Source organism: Sporosarcina sp. Y838, from assembly GCF_056786515.1.
The window spans coordinates 332,330-349,065 of the sequence record NZ_JBXCJD010000001.1 but is presented as its reverse complement, the minus strand read 5'-3'; the positions used below and the strand labels follow the sequence as shown (position 1 = coordinate 349,065).

Genomic DNA, 16,736 nt, shown 5'->3' with positions numbered 1-16,736 from the left:
TTCTGATATTAACACTGTCTAGCTACAGTTTCCAGACTCATCTTATACTTGTCGGGCCTGGACGGCGTCTTACGCATTTCTATGATGTCTAGCTACAGGCGCCAACCCCTCGAGTTGCTTCAGTCTTGCTGATAAAGGCAAAGTACGCCTTTATCACAAGCCTTCCGGCGCTTTTCGGGGCTAAACGACGCCTTTCGCATTTCTATGTATAGAAAAAAGGCTACCGAGAGCCATGGTCTCACGGTAGCCTTTATAGGCAAATCTTACTTATTCGCCTACAACTTCTTTTCCTTTGTAATGACCGCATGATTTACAAATGCGGTGGGCCAATTTGATTTCGCCACAGTTAGTACAAGTAGTCATTCCCGGTACTTGCAATTTATAATGCGTACGGCGCTTGTTTTTAACTGTTTTGGATGTTCTTCTTTTTGGTACAGCCATCTGGGGCACCTCCTTACGTTCACCTATTCGTCCTTGGATTCAAAGAACTTTGCCAAATCGGCAAGTCTGGGATCCACTTTCGTTTCCAGTTCCTCACGGAGCCTGGCATTGTACACCTCGTCAGTCGTAAATGACCAGCCTTTTCCTTCAGCCTCTTGCATCTCAGCAGCTTTTTCGCTGAAGATTTGCAGCGGCACTTCAAGGAGGACGAGCTCCTCAAATACAGGGGTCGGATCGAATACCTCTCCTACAATTGGATGAATTTCATCATCTGCTGCAAGAACTTCTTCATCCCAGCTGAACTGTTCGTCAGCCTCGATTGAGAACGGTAATTCAACGTCTTCCCATGTTCGTGAACAGGGCAATGTCATCGTACCTTCAAGCCGGAATCGGCAAACCAATTTCTTGGAACCGATTGTACAACTTCCGGTCACTCGGACAGGCGTAATATTCCGGATTTCCGGATTCCGTTTTTTCACGGTTTCAAGGTCGACAGCTTCGTCAAGCGGCATCGCACCTTGTCTGTATCTCTGCAATTGATTGATTGACCATTTCATGTCTATCACCTCAAGACAACAATGTTGATTATATAATGGGCGAAAAGGGATGTCAAGATATTTTCTTGTCACTTCATCAGCCGCATAGGTATAATTAATATTCATTGTAGCAAAGGAGTGATACTTTTGAAAGCCTCAGGAATTATTGTCGAATATAACCCGTTTCATAATGGACATCTTTACCACGCAGAGCAGGCAAAAAAAATGACTGATTCGGATATTGTCATCGCGGTCATGAGCGGTAATTTTCTTCAGCGTGGTGAACCGGCTTTTGTCGATAAATGGGCGCGTGCAAACATGGCGTTGAATAACGGTGTAGACATCGTTTTAGAGCTCCCTTATACATTTGCAACCTCTCATGCTCCTTCCTTCGCTAGCGGCGCCATACAGTTGCTGGACGCCGCGCAGTGCAGTACATTCTGCTTCGGCAGTGAAGATGGTGCAATTGAATCTTTTGAAAGAAGTCTTCACCTCATTCAACAATCCAATGAGGACTATGAAAAAACAATTAAAGAAGCAGTCGGACGTGGAAACAGTTATCCAAAAGCACTTAATGAAGCATATCAAACAGTTGCTGATTCCTCCGCATTTGACGGGAGTCTTGCTGACCTTTCAAAGCCAAATAATATTTTAGGTTTTCATTACATGGAAGCGGCAGCTGCTATAGGTTCCAACATGACAGCAATAACAATTCCACGCATTGTTGCTCAGTATCATGACGACGCCGTAGTCGGAAACCAAATTGCAAGTGCAACAGGTATCAGAAAGTCTTTTTTCGAAATTGATTCGCTTGATGCAGTTGTAGATTTTATTCCTGATTCAACACATGAAGTCCTCCTCAGTTGGAAAAAGGAGAGACAACTCTTCGGCAACTGGCAGTCATTCTATCCTCTGCTCCGATTCACAATTTTACGTGAGGGACCGAAACGTCTTGCGGAGATTGCGGACGTTACAGAAGGTATTGAGAACCTGTTGTACCGCGCTGCAGCTATTAACGGCACGTTTGAAGGCTTTATGAGTGCAATTAAATCTAAACGCTATACCTGGACTCGCTTACAACGTATGTTAACGCATATATTTACTGGCTTCACGTATAATTTACGCAGCGAAATGAAAGCGCCTGCCTATCTCCGCTTACTTGGTATGACTTCTGCAGGGAGACTTTACTTGAATGAACATAAAAAAAGGCTGAAGCTTCCTCTTGTTAGCAAAGCAGCCGCCTTTTCACATCCTTCTCTGGATTTCGATAGTCACGCATCCGATATGTATGCGCTCGGAATTGGAAAAGGAACGCTCCATTCTAAAATGGGTATGGATTATAAGACGCACCCAATCATCATTAAGTGATCGTTCATTTTTCATCTAATGTTGCTAAATACTCAAGTGCATCATCCACATCTTTCACCGGTACGATTTTCATTTTCGTACCGATTTTTTCTGCCATTTTTACGGCTTCCTCATAATTTGTCATTATCCCTGGATTTACCTCTCTAACTTCGTCTGGCAAATCATCGTCTGGCGCAAAGAATATTTCTACATCTTCACGGGATGCTGCAATGACTTTAAAGTCAGCTCCTCCAATTCTGCCCACGGTTCCATCTTCTAGCATCTCTCCCGTTCCGGCGATATTATAACCCTTCGTCATATCTTCATCGAGCAACTGATTCATGATTTCAAGTGTGAACATCAGTCCTGCTGAAGGTCCTCCGATATTAGACGTTTTGAAATCGATTTCCGGATTGGTTGTAAGTGTCCGATCTTCTTCAAAACGAACACCAAGTCCTGCACGTCCGTCACTATCCGGAATTTCTTTTAACGTCAATGTGACATCTAGCATCTTTTTGTCCCTTTCCAATGAAATCGCTACTTCATCGCCTAATTTCTTTTCACCAATTAACGTAAAGAACTCTCCCGACTCCTTCAGTTTCACACCATCAACCTCACGGATTTTATCTCCTAATTCCAAAATGCCATCTGCCGCTCCTTTTTCGAGAACCGACATAACGAAAACACCATCAAATTGGATGTCAACAGGAAGTTCAGCTTTATCAAAAGCAACCGTAATGGCATTGAATTGAGAACCTGTCATCAGTTTCTTCTGTCGAATGTTATATTCCTTGTCATTTTCGCCTTCTCTTCTAACATTCTCCGCCGGAAGAAGCTTTCTGTTATCCGTAAATTTTGATAAGACGTACGAAGCAGGTGTCGCTTTTGCCACTGAAATCGTCATAAGACTAAACGTACCTTCATCATCTTTATCTCCACCTACAACCTCAACAAGTGGATCCAAGTCATATGCACCACCCGGAGATGAAATATAAGAATCAAGTGGATATATGAACAAAATAGCTATAATTACCAGCATTACCCCGATTAAACCGAACCGTTTCTTCTTCAATTTACGTACACCTCCGTTAATAGCCTGTACTTCCATTACATATATATAAGTGTAGCACCAAAAAAAGACTTGCAAAACCTTTGTTCATAAATAGAGCAAAAAGGAGCGTAGTACATAATCGATGAAAAGCATGTACGCCTTTATCAAGTTATAAATTTGACTGTTGTTTGGGGATTAATCATACTGTTTATCTGGCAACCGGGAACAGCGCACGCTGGGGCAGTAGCCGGTGCACAGTTATTTATCCATGCGCTACTTCCGTATTTACTACCCTACATTATTTTGACACAATGGCTTTTAAAAATGCCTAGCCATTCAAAAAAGGTACCAAAGTGGAGACGGTTTTTGAAAGCATATGTGCTGGGGTCTTTCGGAGGTTTCCCAGTCGGTGCCGTAACGGTAACTGAAATGATGAAGAACGGCGAACTATCGAAAAAGCAAAGCGCTTTACTCTTAGCTATATGTCATGCACCTGGACCGATGTTTATCATTGGTTTCGTTGGAACTGAACTTTTTGGTGACATCAGTTCCGGTTGGAAATTGCTAATAGCCATTCACATCGCAAATGTCTCATTTTTTCTACTAGCACTCATTTTTCGGATACAAGGCGACGATTCAGGTATCCCACCTACAGATTTACCAAAAAAAGTTATAGGAATGCCCCTCCTTGACGCTATTAAAGAAAGCTCTACAATCATTGTTCTCGTCGCAACTACGGTAATTTTCTTTTCCTCACTTGGGACTGTTTTATCGACCGTTTTCACTTCCGCATTTACTGTGGAGATGGGAATTGCAAAAACCTTTGCATTGGCCATTTTTGAAATGACATCAGGCGTCCAAGCTGCAACAGATCATTTTTATGGTTTTCCCATTTTCCCATTTCTCATTGCAGCAATTATTTCCATGAATGGTTTGAGTATCCACATGCAAGTTTTTGTAATCGCGAAGTCAAGCTCCCTTTCAATGACCCCATACGTTATTGGGCGATTCTGGAGTGTTATTCTAGTTCCCATTATTTTCTATTTCTTGTATTAAACACAAAATGGTTATGATGAAATAATAATTTCATCATAACCATTGATTACTTAATTATGCTTCGTACTTTATTTTCAATGCTTCGTACTTTGTTTTCAATGCTTTTTCAACTTGAATTGGCACAAGTCCCGTAATGGAACCGCCGTATTTTGCTGCCTCTTTAACCATACTCGAACTGAGGAATGAATACTGATTGTTTGTCATGATGAAAAACGTTTCAATGCTTTCATCAAGGTATCTGTTCATTGAAGTAATTTGCATTTCGTACTCAAAATCGGAAACAGCCCTTAATCCACGTATAATAGCAGATGCACCTATACTTTTTGCATAGTCTACAAGTAATCCTGATGAAGAGTCTACTCTCACATTCGGGAAAACTGCTGTCACTTCCTCTATAAGTGCCACCCGTTCATCAACGGTAAAAAGTGAATTCTTCGATGAATTATTCATCACTGCAACTCTCACATCTCCAAAAACCCTGGCCGCTCTCTTGATAATATCAAGATGCCCATTTGTCAGTGGATCAAAACTCCCTGGAACAACCGCAATTCTAGACATTACTGAACCTCCATCTCGTAAATTGATACAGCGCTATTTCCATAAACTGAACTCTTAACTTTGTGAAACGTACCAAACGATTCTGGTAATCCGAACTTTTTATCATGTTCACATACTATGACAGCATTTTCAGTTAGGAGACCTGCTTCTGAAAATTCCTGAGCGAGATTATAAAACTTCGTTTCTGCGTATGGAGGATCGATAAAAAGAAGTTTCACTTTCTCTTCTTTTGTCAGCAAAAGCTTAACCGCATTTTTTGCGTCTGTACGTTGAATAAGTAATTCTTCCGTGAACCGGCACTTCTCCGTATTGGCCTTGATCATCGCACATGCATTAGTATTTTTTTCGAATATGTATGCCTTATCTATTCCCCTCGACAATGCCTCCAAAGAAAGGGATCCGCTGCCTCCAAACAATTCAACGGAAATCCCACCATCAAAGTAAGGACCAATCATGTTGAATACGGATTCTTTCACTTTATCCGATGTCGGACGTGTATTTGTCCCTTGAATGGACTTCAAGGGAATACCTTTTCTAGTCCCTGCAATAATTCTCAATTGTCTTCCTCCTCTAGCAGTGTCGAAATTCTGGTGATATCGATTGTGTCTGCCGTTTTCTCGATACTGAGAAGGAACAATCGTTTAAACCAATTTTCCTCGAAATAAAAATCGTCTTCCCGCACTTCAAAAGGCATCGTTACGAAATCATATTTATGTTCATTATAAACGTAAAAAAGATCATTCTTCGGAAACCTGAATTTTCTAATTTCATTTTCAATATAAATGGATCTATCATTCGAAGTAACTTTATAACCTGCGAGACTTAATATCTTTTTAGCGGGATAGAGGGTTTTTTCGTCCTTCAAAATGATTTGAATGTCTGAAAAAGCGCTACCTTCAAAATAGATCTTACGCGAATCTTCTACTAAGAACGGATAACTCGATACACTTTCTTCAATATTCTTATTGAAATAAGATATCTTAAATCCTGTTGCCTTACCAGCAAGCCTATCCAAAACGGTTGCATCGATTTCTTGTCCCACCCTGTCCTTTAGAAGTCCTTTAAATGTTTCGAGTTTTACGGCGCTCATCGATTCACTTAGGGTCTGATACAGTTTACGTGATGTAATCGAACCCGCGGCCTTTCCCGAAAGAATTGAAGCCGCCAATTCAGCTGTCAGACGTTCTTTATCCGGAATGATAAATCGATTATACATCGCTGCCGTCAGAAAGCGGTCTGATACTTTTTCTGCATCTGTATTTTCTGAAATAACGAACCTTGTGGAGTGAACAGTTGGGTTAGTGTTGTCAATTACAACCGTCGAGTGGTCTGCATCAATCGATTTAAGAGCTAAATCCACATCACCAAGCCTCTTAACATCAACGCCTTTTCCAAAAACAGACAACCTATCCCCCGCGTAGAGAAGAGGCAATCTATTTTTCTGCCAATATAAATCCGTAACCCCGCCAGATCCTCGGTATAATGCATAATCAATAGACGTCATTTCTTTTGTGCCTACGCGCTCGAGACCATTCACCCATAATCCACCAATCCCAGTTTCATCGGTCATATGAAATAATGTGAACGATACCGAAGAGCCGTAGAGCGCAGTAAATGGTTCTTTGAACAAGGCATTCTTTTTCATTTGGCCTTTTTTGGGTATTTCATAGGAAATGGACTGTCTGTCATTTTCCCCTTCAAGAAAGGCTGTGGTGTTTTCGTCTAACCGATTACATGACATTGCGTCTGATAGATAACATGTACGATTAACACTTTCTTCTGGCCAAATAATTTCATGCCGTTTATTTGATAAACCACTAAAGTTATGACGAACTACGAGTACATCCGAACGATTGATTACTTCAATCTCTTGTGAATAAGTTGAAGCCTTCGTTTCTTCTGAATTCGCACCTGCCGATAGATAATAATGCATATAAACGAGAAGACCATTCACACTTAGCAGAACGAGTATAGTTCTTGCAATAATTTTCAAATCTACACCCCGCAGAATGAATTGATGAATGCGCCCGTGCATCCATAATGGTATGATAAGTCTAGATTTACGTATTTGGAAAGGTAGTGGTGATTATGATACTTAATCAGCGATTCATAGAGCTTGGTCAGGGTTATGGAGATGTGTATGAATTATGCGAGTTGATCAATACAAATAGAGGCCGTCTGCATAAGACGTTCATCTTATCCTCAGAAACGCCTTTAGGCCATGCACTTTCTCTTGCAGCAGCCTTCGAGCCCGCAAATGATAGTCAGTTCATGCCCGTTTATATTTGTAGAGAAGGAATTATACAAAAGGATAACGACAAGTCAAAAAGAAGAGTACTCTTTGAAGAAACAGCGGAAAAGGCTGGTAGCACACCTGTCTATATCGAGTTGAAAAACTCTTCAGAATTTGCAGAACCTGAGTTATTCTTTCAATATGCGACTGGAATTCTTCGCATCAACAAGTTGCTTCCTCCGTTACGATAATTTTATAAACCGGTTTTATAATCGTATTCTTTCGCCCTATCAGGTTTAGTATTTTCAAATTCCGTTTTCACAAACGGTCGATAGGACGGAAGAACTTTTTTCACGGATGGTAGACGTTCTATTTTACCCATAACCGTGTCGACATCCTCCATATTGCAATACAGAACGACATACTTCATCGTTCGTGATATATAATGGACGTGACCATATTTCCGAAATGATTTTGCTTGTTTTAAATGATGAAGATAAACAATGATTCCTTGACGATCAATCATAGATTTCCCCTCTTTTCCTAACCCATACAATACCATAGTAGAGAAATGGGCTGCAACAAAAGAAAAGCAAAAGGCGCCGCCCAGCTCCGACAGGCATAAGCCGAACCGACTTATGAACCGAGGGGCTGGCGCCTGTAGCTAGACATCAAATATTGCTGACAGCGTTAATTTTTTGAATTACAATTAGTATAAGCATTGGGCGCAAAATGGCGCTTTGAGTCTATAAAACATAAACAGTTTATTTTATTAGGAGGTTCATGAATGGGTAGAAAAACAAATGTGGCTCTTACAGTAGGTGCAGCAGGAGTTGCTGCTTGGGCCGCTTCTAAAGTTGTCGCAAAACCAGTACCTCGTGAAGGTAAGAAAGCGCTCGCTTTTGATAAACCCGTTATTTTAGCTCATCGGGGAGGACTTTCCGAAGCCCCTGAAAATACATTAACTGCATTTTCTAATTCAGCCGCACTCGGTGTACATGGATTTGCAGTAGATATTCGGCTAACAAAAGACGAAGAGATTATTGTCTTCCATGACGAATTTACAGATAGAACTACGGACTTTTCTGGAAGAGTTGCTGATTATACACTAAGCGAATTGAAATTAGCAGATGCGGGCTATCGATTTGAGGACGATGCTGGGCAACATCCCTATCGTGGTAAGGGTGAGGTAATCCTAACTTTGCGAGAATTAATCCAACAGTTTCCGCATATGTTGATTGCCATCAATCTTAAAGATTCGCCAGACATGTACGAAGGCAGCCTTATGCCATCGAAACTTTGGAGACTACTCGAAGAACTAGACGCAAAAGACTGTGTAGCTGTGACAAGTCCTTATGATGAACAGACGGACAGGTTTAACTTGTATGCTCAAAACAGGGTAGCTACTGGTGCAGGTGAGATTGAAGTGAAAAAAGCATATGCTGCTTTCACAAGTAAATTTGGTCATCTTTACAGTCCACGTGCAGATTTTTTTCGGATTCCTGAAAAGCTCGGCGTATTTCCCCTTGGAACTGAAAGTTTTATCAACTTCCTAACAGACATTAACGTACCCGTTTATTTTGAAGGCGTTTCTGATAAAGATTCAATTATCAAACTCCTTCATGCAGGAGCGGCGGGTTTCATAACAGATACCCCTACTATTGCAATGGAAATTGTGCAAGATAATGTAAGTTCATCCTAACAAAAGAGAGGTTGCTTGAATGTCAATGACATTCAGGCAACCTCTCTTTTGTTGTAAAGCTTGAAATCCTGTATCCTCTTATGCTGAACACGAGCAGCCTCCACCGGTTCCACAGCTTCCACCACATGAAGAATCTGAAAAGAATGCGCTACCGGCCGGAACTTTTACTTCATCTGACACCGATTTTGCAATGATGGAACCGATTTCGTCAAGTACATATTGCACATCATTTTCGGTCAAACGGAGTTCCGCTACCCGGTCATTCATATCGAGTGCTCTTTTTTGAACACGGATATTTTTCATTACTATATTATAATCCGGATGATATCTCCCGAATCGTTGGACTTCCTCATATCGTTCCTTCATGATCGTGAACTCTTCGATCGTCTTCACCAGGTCGGCATCCGAATAAACATCATCGTAAGCTTTTCGGTAACTTGCCACCACTTCTGAAGCGAGAAGCATTTCAGTCAGTTCTTCGGCATGTTCAATGATGGTGATCCATTCGTCTGTCATCATATGAATAATCCCCTCCACTCACTGCTTATCATACCAGATGAAAAGGCATGCATGCACCTATTCAATTTCCATTTCTTTAATATCCAGAAATGTTTTTTCAGAAAGAGCTCGCCTTGCCTCATCAAAATCGGAAAATGGAATCATACCTTCAGCAGTGTGTTGCGTTTTCTCATGACCTTTCCCAGCAATTAGAACGACATCTCCCGGAGCCGCACAAAAAATCGCTTTCCGAATCGCATATTTACGATCCAGTACCGCTTCGATCGCAGAACAATCTCCTCCAAACCCCTCCATAATGTCCCTTATAATCGTCAGTGGATCTTCATTTCGGGGATTATCAGAAGTAACAATAACACTGGATGAATACAAAACAGCGAGTTCTCCCATCAAAGCTCGTTTCCCTTTATCCCGTTGTCCTCCACAACCAAAAACAGTTATTAATTTTCCATAACATGAATTGGATAATGTCTTTAATACTGATTCCAGTGCATCAGGTGTATGCGCATAGTCAATATAGACCTTTACACCATCACGCTCTACTAGTTGCAATCTACCTTCTGGGAGTTGAAGCGCGTTACAGTGCGGTACAATCTCATCTAAAGTGTAACCTAAGACAAGGAGCGCACTGATAGCGGCTAATGCATTCATGCGATTATAGTGACCTGGAACGACAGGGTTCATTTTCAGTTCCGGTACTCGGACATCTGCTGAAGTAGTTGTTCCAAAGTAAATAATCGGAGTCGTACTATTCTTAGTCATTTCCATACATTGTTCATCATCCTGATTGACAATCATCGTTTCTGCCATTCCGATTAAGCGCTTCTTTGCATTGATGTAGGATGACTTTCCACCATGTTCCTCATAATGATCAGTTCCCACGTTTAACAATAAGCCAATATCGATTTCACAATGATCTAAGCGATTTGTGGATAACCCTAGTGAAGATGCCTCAAGAACAATATGAGTGACACCTTCTGTTTCACATTTTTTTAACAAAGGATGAAGATACTCCGCTGGTAACGTTGTCATTTTTGGACCTTCATATTCACTGTAAACACCATCGACAAAAATGCCTGTTGTCCCTATGACAGCCGCTTTTTCCCCTAGACCTTTCAATAATTGACCGATGAAATGCGTGACTGTAGTCTTCCCATTGGTTCCCGTCACAGCTATTACCTTCATACGTTCCGCGGGACTACCAGCTAGTCGTGCACTGGCATGCGACATAAAAGTTTTACAATCGGGGACAACGATACTAACTGTCCCGGCTGGAATTTCAGTCAAATTCGTTCGATCTACAACAATAGCCGTCGCGCCTTGTCTTATAGCTTTTTCAATATATGACGCTCCATCATAATAAACACCTTCCCGCGCAACAAAGATGTAGCCTTTTTTTACTTGCAAAGAGTTTTCAGTAATTCCCGTGACCACAGTCCTGAGTTCGCCGCCGCTGACTGTACAAGGCCAGTCTTTTAGAAGCTCCGTTAATAACAGCACCAGTCTCCCCTTCCCGAACATTTTTCTATGAAAACGAATATATTGAGAGCGAACATACTTTATCGTATGAAGAGAACTCAATGAACGTCACGAAGAAAGTTGGGAGCCTTATGATCGTTCAAAAATTTGGTGGGATAGCAATGAAAGACAAGAAAATGAGATTGAATTGCATTAACCATATAAAAGCTGGATTGCATGAATTTGGCGACATTGTTATTGTCGTTTCTGCAATCGGTCGTTATGGTGATCCTTACTCAACGGACAGCCTACTTCAACTTACGGATGCCTTTTTACCCACGACAGCCGCTAGCGACCTTGTCGCATCTTGTGGCGAGCTCATAGCGGCAGCGGTGTTGTCTGCCGAGCTAGAGCAGGCTGGTGTAGAAAACACAGTTCTTCATGGTACACGGGCAGGCATAATGACAACGGGTGTCTATGGCGATGGAATGATTAGTACGATTGATACTACGTCGATTCGACAAAATCTAAAAATGACCCGTTGTGTAATCATTCCAGGTTTTCAAGGAGTTGCTGAGAATGGGCAGACGATGACACTTGGAAGAGGCGGAAGCGATTTGTCTGCCATTGCCCTTGCTGCTGCACTCCAAGCATCTCATGTAGAATTCTTTAAAGATGTCCCCGGCGTCATGACCGACGATCCACGCGAGGCGAAAAATCCTATTAAACTAGACTCGCTAAAGTTGGAGGAATTCATTCCCCTGCTGGATTGTGAAAGACCAATTATACAAAAACGTGCGGCGCTCCATGCAATGAAAACAGCGATACCCCTATATATAAGAGGTATCGCTGGTACAGAATCAGGTACATGGGTTTTGCCTTAGGCAGCAATAAAATTTACTGCTGCCTTTTTTCTTCATCAGTCATACGAACCAAAACTTGTGTATAATATTTTCCATATGCACCTGTTCCAAGATTTGTTACATCTTTTTCAAGCAATACACTTCGGTGGGCAGGCGAATTGAGCCAACCATGCACCGCCTCAATCGCATCCACATAGTTAAATGCTATATTTTCACGTGCTTTACGATGCTCAATTTCCGCTTCTTTCAACCTATCCGCAAGATTTCCAGTCACTGGGGATTCATGGGAAAAGTAATTTTCAAGCGCCATATCCTCGCTATGCTTTCTAGCAACTTGTGTCAGTTCATAGTCGCCTTCCACTTCACTTATACCATGATTTTTTCTATAAAGGTTTGTTAATTCATAAAGTTGTCGTTCCATAGCACGGTCCACTTCTATCTGCATTGTGGATGAAGGATGATCCGCACTTACAATTTCACCCATATAGGTCATATCATAAGGTTGATGGAGGACAAGTGTATGTGGATCTATAAAGCGCACAGCCTCCAGTTCACCGTCAATTCCGTCAAAGTAGAGTTGTGCATAGACACCTTCATAAGCAATGAGTAACCTATTTTTTACATCCTCACCATTCAATGTAAACGTATAAACACTTTCACCCGTGTGCACACTTACTTCTGATTCAACTATCGTAAACCTGTAAATGTCTTTTACGTCTTGACCGAGTTCAAATGGTTCAACATCAGAAGATGAATCAGCTGAGTATATCTGGTTCACTTTTTCACCTATTACTCCGACCATTAATTGCACACCCTGGTCATAAATCCACCAATCGTACCCATAATCGGATGGTTCAATCCTGTCCGGTTCACCAATCTTTTCGATTAGCCTATCTACACCTTTACCGACATACTGAGATATGCCAGATTCAGGTCTTGTTGCCTGATTCATTGAAACCCCTTCACCTTTTCCGGGGATTGGTATGGCCGTTCCGTGTTTCACTGGTGATTCAAGCGGTTCATTCTCTTTCACTCCATCATCTAAAATATAAAATACCAATAGGACGATGATGAGTAGAAGTATTATTTTCCAAAGAACTTTCATTTTTCGCCCTTCTTTCCTAATCGGTAGTTTAGTCATTTCATTTCTAGCTGATTCCATAAATGAGTTGCTCTATTCATTATACTTCATCAAAGCGATAAAAAAAGCGAGGTACGTCTAATTCTAAGTCATTCACTTCTTGACACAATGTTGTCATTGCAACTGTCAGTGATTTGTTCTATTATAAATAGGTATAGGGAATTGGCTGGACGATATATGAGGAGGATATAAACTATGTATATTGAGGATACAGGCATTGAAAATATTGTAACCGACTTATCAATACTTGACGAAATTATGTTAAAACACGATCTTGTCCGTGCAGGACAATGGGACTACGAACGAGCGACATTTGATAAGAAGTATATGCTTAAAGAAGGTACATACTATTTGCGCGTATTCAGTTACACAACTGATGGTGATGTAGATACACGCGAAGCAACTATGATTCTAAAAAAACCAGTTGTGGGTAAACATTATTATCCGCACGGCGTTGAGTACGGCGAAGGAGAACATTTCCCTGCAAGTCTCATTAAGGACTGTATCGCAACATTAAAAGCAGTAAGTGCTGAACTTGAACCTTTCAATGTAAAAAAATAATTTTATTGCAGAGGCCGAAGAACTTAAAGTTCTTCGGTCTTTTTTCGTCCTCTATTATTCAAATCTTTTTCACTACTCAATCACCTAAGTCTTGGTTATAATTGAAGTAGCGAATACTTTGGAGGAATGACCGTTGTCAAAATGGCTAACAAAACGTAATTTCATCATAATACTAAGTCTTATCCTCATCACCTTGACATCCATTATTATCCTACCTGTATCGTTGCCAATCATTTTCGCGCTACTGATAGCATTGATAATTGAACCTATCGTCAAAATGACTGAAAAGAAGTTCAAGTGGAATCGTAAAGTATCAGTCATAACTGTCTTTATGTTCACCCTCGCAATTATTACTATTTTGCTCTACTACACGGTTACTCAATTGTTTGGTAAAATTATTGATTTCACGAAAGCAGCACCTGACTATTTCAATTCGTTGTCGGGTGTATGGATTGACGTTCAAAGTAAGCTTTTACAATATACCTCAGGAATGCCTGATGAAGTCGTTATGTCTGTTCAAAAAGAATTTAAGAATATATTCGAATCGATTCGTAAATCGATACTCGATTTTCTGAACTACGAGAGAATTATGTCACTTATGGCTGAAATTCCAAACTTCCTCGTCAGTTTTTCAGTCTTCATCATAGCTTTATTCCTATTTATGCTTGAACTTCCCGAATTGAGAAAAATGTTGTTTAGGCACTTAACAACGTCAACGGCAGAAAAAGTGCGGTTTATGATTACACGGCTTAACTCAGCTATATTTGGATTTTTGAAAGCGCAGCTATTAGTCAGCTTAATCATTCTGGCGGTTACATTTGTCGGTCTACTCCTGATTATTCCTAAGTATGCAGTTGTCATGTCACTTGTCATTTGGTTTATTGATATCATTCCAATTCTTGGTTCAATCCTTATACTTGCACCCTGGTCGATGTATCTGTTCATTAGTGGAGATGTAGCAACAGCGACACAATTGGCTATTTTAGCAGTTATCCTGCTAATAATAAGGCGAATTGTGGAACCAAAGGTGATGGGTTCACAAATTGGGTTAGCACCGCTCCCCACACTGATTGCGATGTTCATCGGATTGAAGTTGTTCGGCTTCCTCGGATTTTTTATCGGTCCATTAGTAGTCATATTGTTTACAACAGCACGTGAAGCCGGGTTCATCAAAATGAATTTCAGAATTTAAAAGAGTGAAGAAAAAAACTATATATGGTACGTGTCAGAAATCCTGCTAATACCACTTCTGCGCTGGATGGTCTATTTTAGATAGCGCATTTCGTTACCTGGGATTTGATTGCAACCTATAGTATAATGCGATAAATCGAGTGAATGCATTTAACAACAGTAAACATAGATGGAATGAAACAGAGATTCTGCTAATATCGCTTCGACGCTTTGTGGATGGTCTCTTTAAGAAAGCACATTTCACTATCTGGGATTAAATCTGCAACCTATAGTGCGTCATTCTTAAATTAAATCAGTATCAAATAGTAATCACATTATAATCTCAGTCCATACATCTCAAAATCACTTTCAATAATGAACACCCCAGCGAAGGCGCGGCAAAGGGGTCGCCGAAGCCGCGAGACTGGATGCGAAGCGCTAATCCTGGCTTACCCCAGAGGCATCCCCAAAGCGCCAAGCGATCTACAATCCACACTCCGAACCCCAACTCTCCCATTGTGCCCTAAAATAGTTCCTACATTTTACAAAGCGAGCCTATTCTCAATAAAATCGAGAATAGGCTCGCTATTTTTTGTTGCTTATAGATACGCACATAAATTGGTGGTCGCCTTTGTAAAAAGCTAAGGTAAATGTAAGCCCTATTACGAAAGAAAACTCAATTAAGTGAATTACCCATGCATCGTCAATCGTTGACGTTCGCGAAGTGCTTGCGCAGTGATTTCGTCCGCATTTTCCCGTTCTTCTCTATTCCATTTAATGAAAATGCTACCAAGGACACCGACATAAACAATTTCCTGAATTACTTTCATGATAATACCACCAAGTTGTTGATCAACCAATGATGGCATATTCGTAAATAGCTCAGGACCTGAAATACCTAACCCAGATAACCCCGCTAGCGTACCTGCAGGTACACATAGCGCCATCGCTTTTAACCAAGCTTCTCCGGATTGGTAGGTTTCATAAACAGGTACATCTACGAAAATGATTAGAGAACATGCTGGAGTGATTAATATTGCACTTAATATGATATAACCAATCTTTTTCAAACCATGAAGCTTTGGTTGACCTTCCAATGTATTAATGACTGGCCACCAAAGAAATACAGCTGCAATAAACAGCGTTATCGTAAATATGGAGTGAAGGATAAGGCTCATTTTCACATTATCTAGGATAAGGGGTAAATGATAGAATGAAAACATACCGCTAAAGAACAGTACGCTTAGAATCGGTTTAGTGAAGAATCGGAAAACCTTATCAATAATCTTGACATCAAAAACCTTTTTCCACATCCAATTGGGAATACCCATAATGATTAATGGAGCAACGATTAGTAACAAAACTGCCATTTGTACCATGTGCATTGAAAATAGGATATGACCCATTAAATCCACTGGTGAACCTTTTAAGACGTAAAGCAGAATCATACCAGTCATGAATAAAAATACCTGACTTTTTTTAACCGGATGCGAGTCTTTAAATCGATGGCGCATTTTCGTCGACATTACTAAATACAAAGCCATACCGAGTATGATAAATAGTAAGAACCATGGACTCCATAATGCCTGGAATCCAAATATGCTTAAAGGCATTTGAGATCGCTCCTTCAATAGTTTCTTTCTTCATTATAAAGCGAATGGGACTGTAACTCAATGTACGAACTATGACAGTTTTTTTAAAATAGTAAAAGCCTGTGGAGGGTAGTATCTTCCACAGGCTTTTACATCTATTAATTACCACCAAACGATTGTTACAAAAGTTAAAACAACAGCGAATGAAAGGATTACTCCAGAATACATAAACATTTGAGGAACTTCATGTCCTTTTTCGCTCATATGCATGAAGTAATACAATTGTAAACCGACTTGTACTGCAGCAAATAACAGAAGCGATGGAATAATCAAGAACTTTGAAAATCCAGCGACATCAGCTTGGTATGCCATTACCATTGAGAAAGACATGATAGTCATGAAAATCATAAGCGAAAACATCATGACCTGATTACGCATGGACTTACGTGCACGTCTCTGGTCTAAGTTAAATTCAGCTGGTGACTTTTTATAAACTTGGATGTCAGACATA

The 16,736-nt window shown here is 40.6% G+C and carries 19 protein-coding genes; 7 read left to right on the top strand and 12 right to left on the bottom strand.

Features of this window, described 5'->3' with window-relative positions:
* Nucleotides 1–267: 267 nt before the first annotated feature.
* Both rpmF and AC1TO4_RS01670 read right to left on the bottom strand, forming a co-directional pair.
* A complete protein-coding gene (gene rpmF, locus AC1TO4_RS01675) occupies nucleotides 268–441 on the bottom strand; it encodes a 50S ribosomal protein L32 (RefSeq protein ID WP_067211505.1) in 174 nt (57 codons plus the stop codon).
* Nucleotides 442–464: 23 nt separating this feature from the next.
* Nucleotides 465–998 carry a YceD family protein gene (locus tag AC1TO4_RS01670; RefSeq protein ID WP_482100343.1) on the bottom strand — a complete coding sequence of 178 codons (534 nt, stop codon included), beginning with the start codon at nucleotides 996–998 and terminating at the stop codon, nucleotides 465–467.
* A gap of 117 nt (nucleotides 999–1,115) precedes the next feature.
* Here AC1TO4_RS01670 and AC1TO4_RS01665 point away from each other — a divergent pair, with 117 nt between their 5' ends.
* The gene (locus AC1TO4_RS01665; RefSeq protein ID WP_482103889.1) at nucleotides 1,116–2,345 is read left to right on the top strand and encodes a nucleotidyltransferase; all 1,230 of its coding nucleotides are present in this window, start codon (nucleotides 1,116–1,118) and stop codon (nucleotides 2,343–2,345) included.
* A gap of 4 nt (nucleotides 2,346–2,349) precedes the next feature.
* Here AC1TO4_RS01665 and AC1TO4_RS01660 read toward each other — a convergent pair whose 3' ends face one another.
* Nucleotides 2,350–3,396: a SepM family pheromone-processing serine protease gene (locus tag AC1TO4_RS01660; protein WP_482100341.1), complete on the bottom strand. Its 1,047-nt coding sequence runs from the start codon at nucleotides 3,394–3,396 to the stop codon at nucleotides 2,350–2,352.
* A 156-nt stretch (nucleotides 3,397–3,552) separates the two neighbouring features.
* Here AC1TO4_RS01660 and AC1TO4_RS01655 point away from each other — a divergent pair, with 156 nt between their 5' ends.
* Complete coding sequence (locus AC1TO4_RS01655; RefSeq protein ID WP_482103888.1) at nucleotides 3,553–4,431, top strand: hypothetical protein; 879 nt, start codon at nucleotides 3,553–3,555, stop codon at nucleotides 4,429–4,431.
* Nucleotides 4,432–4,485: 54 nt separating this feature from the next.
* Here AC1TO4_RS01655 and coaD read toward each other — a convergent pair whose 3' ends face one another.
* Genes coaD through AC1TO4_RS01640 form a run of 3 tightly spaced genes read right to left on the bottom strand, consistent with a single transcriptional unit; the run spans nucleotide 4,486 to nucleotide 6,982 of the window.
* Nucleotides 4,486–4,989 (bottom strand): pantetheine-phosphate adenylyltransferase, encoded by a 504-nt coding sequence (coaD, locus tag AC1TO4_RS01650; RefSeq protein WP_482100339.1) that lies wholly within the window; start codon nucleotides 4,987–4,989, stop codon nucleotides 4,486–4,488.
* On the bottom strand, nucleotides 4,989–5,546 hold the full coding sequence (gene rsmD, locus AC1TO4_RS01645; protein ID WP_482103887.1) for a 16S rRNA (guanine(966)-N(2))-methyltransferase RsmD: 558 nt from the start codon (nucleotides 5,544–5,546) through the stop codon (nucleotides 4,989–4,991). The genes coaD and rsmD overlap by 1 nt, the downstream gene beginning before the upstream one ends.
* Complete coding sequence (locus tag AC1TO4_RS01640) at nucleotides 5,543–6,982, bottom strand: hypothetical protein (RefSeq protein WP_482103886.1); 1,440 nt, start codon at nucleotides 6,980–6,982, stop codon at nucleotides 5,543–5,545. Before AC1TO4_RS01640 ends, rsmD begins: the two co-directional genes overlap by 4 nt.
* 95 nt (nucleotides 6,983–7,077) lie before the next feature.
* On the opposite strand from AC1TO4_RS01640, the gene AC1TO4_RS01635 reads away from it, so the two are divergent.
* Nucleotides 7,078–7,473: a DUF7147 family protein gene (locus tag AC1TO4_RS01635; RefSeq protein WP_482100336.1), complete on the top strand. Its 396-nt coding sequence runs from the start codon at nucleotides 7,078–7,080 to the stop codon at nucleotides 7,471–7,473.
* A gap of 2 nt (nucleotides 7,474–7,475) precedes the next feature.
* On the opposite strand, the gene AC1TO4_RS01630 is transcribed toward AC1TO4_RS01635, so the two are convergent.
* Nucleotides 7,476–7,748: a YlbG family protein gene (locus tag AC1TO4_RS01630; RefSeq protein WP_482100335.1), complete on the bottom strand. Its 273-nt coding sequence runs from the start codon at nucleotides 7,746–7,748 to the stop codon at nucleotides 7,476–7,478.
* Between the two features lie 261 nt (nucleotides 7,749–8,009).
* Between AC1TO4_RS01630 and AC1TO4_RS01625 the strand changes: the two genes are divergently transcribed.
* Nucleotides 8,010–8,924 (top strand): glycerophosphodiester phosphodiesterase family protein, encoded by a 915-nt coding sequence (locus tag AC1TO4_RS01625; protein ID WP_482100334.1) that lies wholly within the window; start codon nucleotides 8,010–8,012, stop codon nucleotides 8,922–8,924.
* 78 nt (nucleotides 8,925–9,002) lie between these two features.
* On the opposite strand, the gene AC1TO4_RS01620 is transcribed toward AC1TO4_RS01625, so the two are convergent.
* Nucleotides 9,003–9,443, bottom strand: a complete 441-nt coding sequence (locus AC1TO4_RS01620) for a YlbF/YmcA family competence regulator (RefSeq protein ID WP_482103885.1) — start codon at nucleotides 9,441–9,443, stop codon at nucleotides 9,003–9,005.
* Between the two features lie 57 nt (nucleotides 9,444–9,500).
* Nucleotides 9,501–10,940 carry a UDP-N-acetylmuramoyl-L-alanyl-D-glutamate--2,6-diaminopimelate ligase gene (locus AC1TO4_RS01615; protein ID WP_482103884.1) on the bottom strand — a complete coding sequence of 480 codons (1,440 nt, stop codon included), beginning with the start codon at nucleotides 10,938–10,940 and terminating at the stop codon, nucleotides 9,501–9,503.
* Between the two features lie 80 nt (nucleotides 10,941–11,020).
* Between AC1TO4_RS01615 and AC1TO4_RS01610 the strand changes: the two genes are divergently transcribed.
* Nucleotides 11,021–11,782, top strand: coding sequence for an amino acid kinase family protein (locus AC1TO4_RS01610; RefSeq protein ID WP_482103883.1), 762 nt, complete (start codon nucleotides 11,021–11,023; stop codon nucleotides 11,780–11,782).
* Nucleotides 11,783–11,795: 13 nt separating this feature from the next.
* Here the strand turns inward: AC1TO4_RS01610 and AC1TO4_RS01605 are convergent, their stop codons facing one another.
* Nucleotides 11,796–12,866, bottom strand: coding sequence for a CAP domain-containing protein (locus AC1TO4_RS01605; RefSeq protein ID WP_482103882.1), 1,071 nt, complete (start codon nucleotides 12,864–12,866; stop codon nucleotides 11,796–11,798).
* A 231-nt stretch (nucleotides 12,867–13,097) separates the two neighbouring features.
* On the opposite strand from AC1TO4_RS01605, the gene AC1TO4_RS01600 reads away from it, so the two are divergent.
* Both AC1TO4_RS01600 and ytvI read left to right on the top strand, forming a co-directional pair.
* Nucleotides 13,098–13,463, top strand: a complete 366-nt coding sequence (locus AC1TO4_RS01600) for a YugN family protein (protein ID WP_482103881.1) — start codon at nucleotides 13,098–13,100, stop codon at nucleotides 13,461–13,463.
* Nucleotides 13,464–13,596: 133 nt separating this feature from the next.
* Complete coding sequence (ytvI, locus tag AC1TO4_RS01595) at nucleotides 13,597–14,655, top strand: sporulation integral membrane protein YtvI (protein WP_482103880.1); 1,059 nt, start codon at nucleotides 13,597–13,599, stop codon at nucleotides 14,653–14,655.
* A gap of 667 nt (nucleotides 14,656–15,322) precedes the next feature.
* Here ytvI and ctaG read toward each other — a convergent pair.
* Both ctaG and AC1TO4_RS01585 read right to left on the bottom strand, forming a co-directional pair.
* Complete coding sequence (gene ctaG / locus AC1TO4_RS01590; protein ID WP_482100327.1) at nucleotides 15,323–16,246, bottom strand: cytochrome c oxidase assembly factor CtaG; 924 nt, start codon at nucleotides 16,244–16,246, stop codon at nucleotides 15,323–15,325.
* A gap of 141 nt (nucleotides 16,247–16,387) precedes the next feature.
* Nucleotides 16,388–16,735, bottom strand: coding sequence for a cytochrome C oxidase subunit IV family protein (locus tag AC1TO4_RS01585; protein ID WP_482103879.1), 348 nt, complete (start codon nucleotides 16,733–16,735; stop codon nucleotides 16,388–16,390).
* Between the last annotated feature and the right edge of the window lies 1 nt (nucleotide 16,736).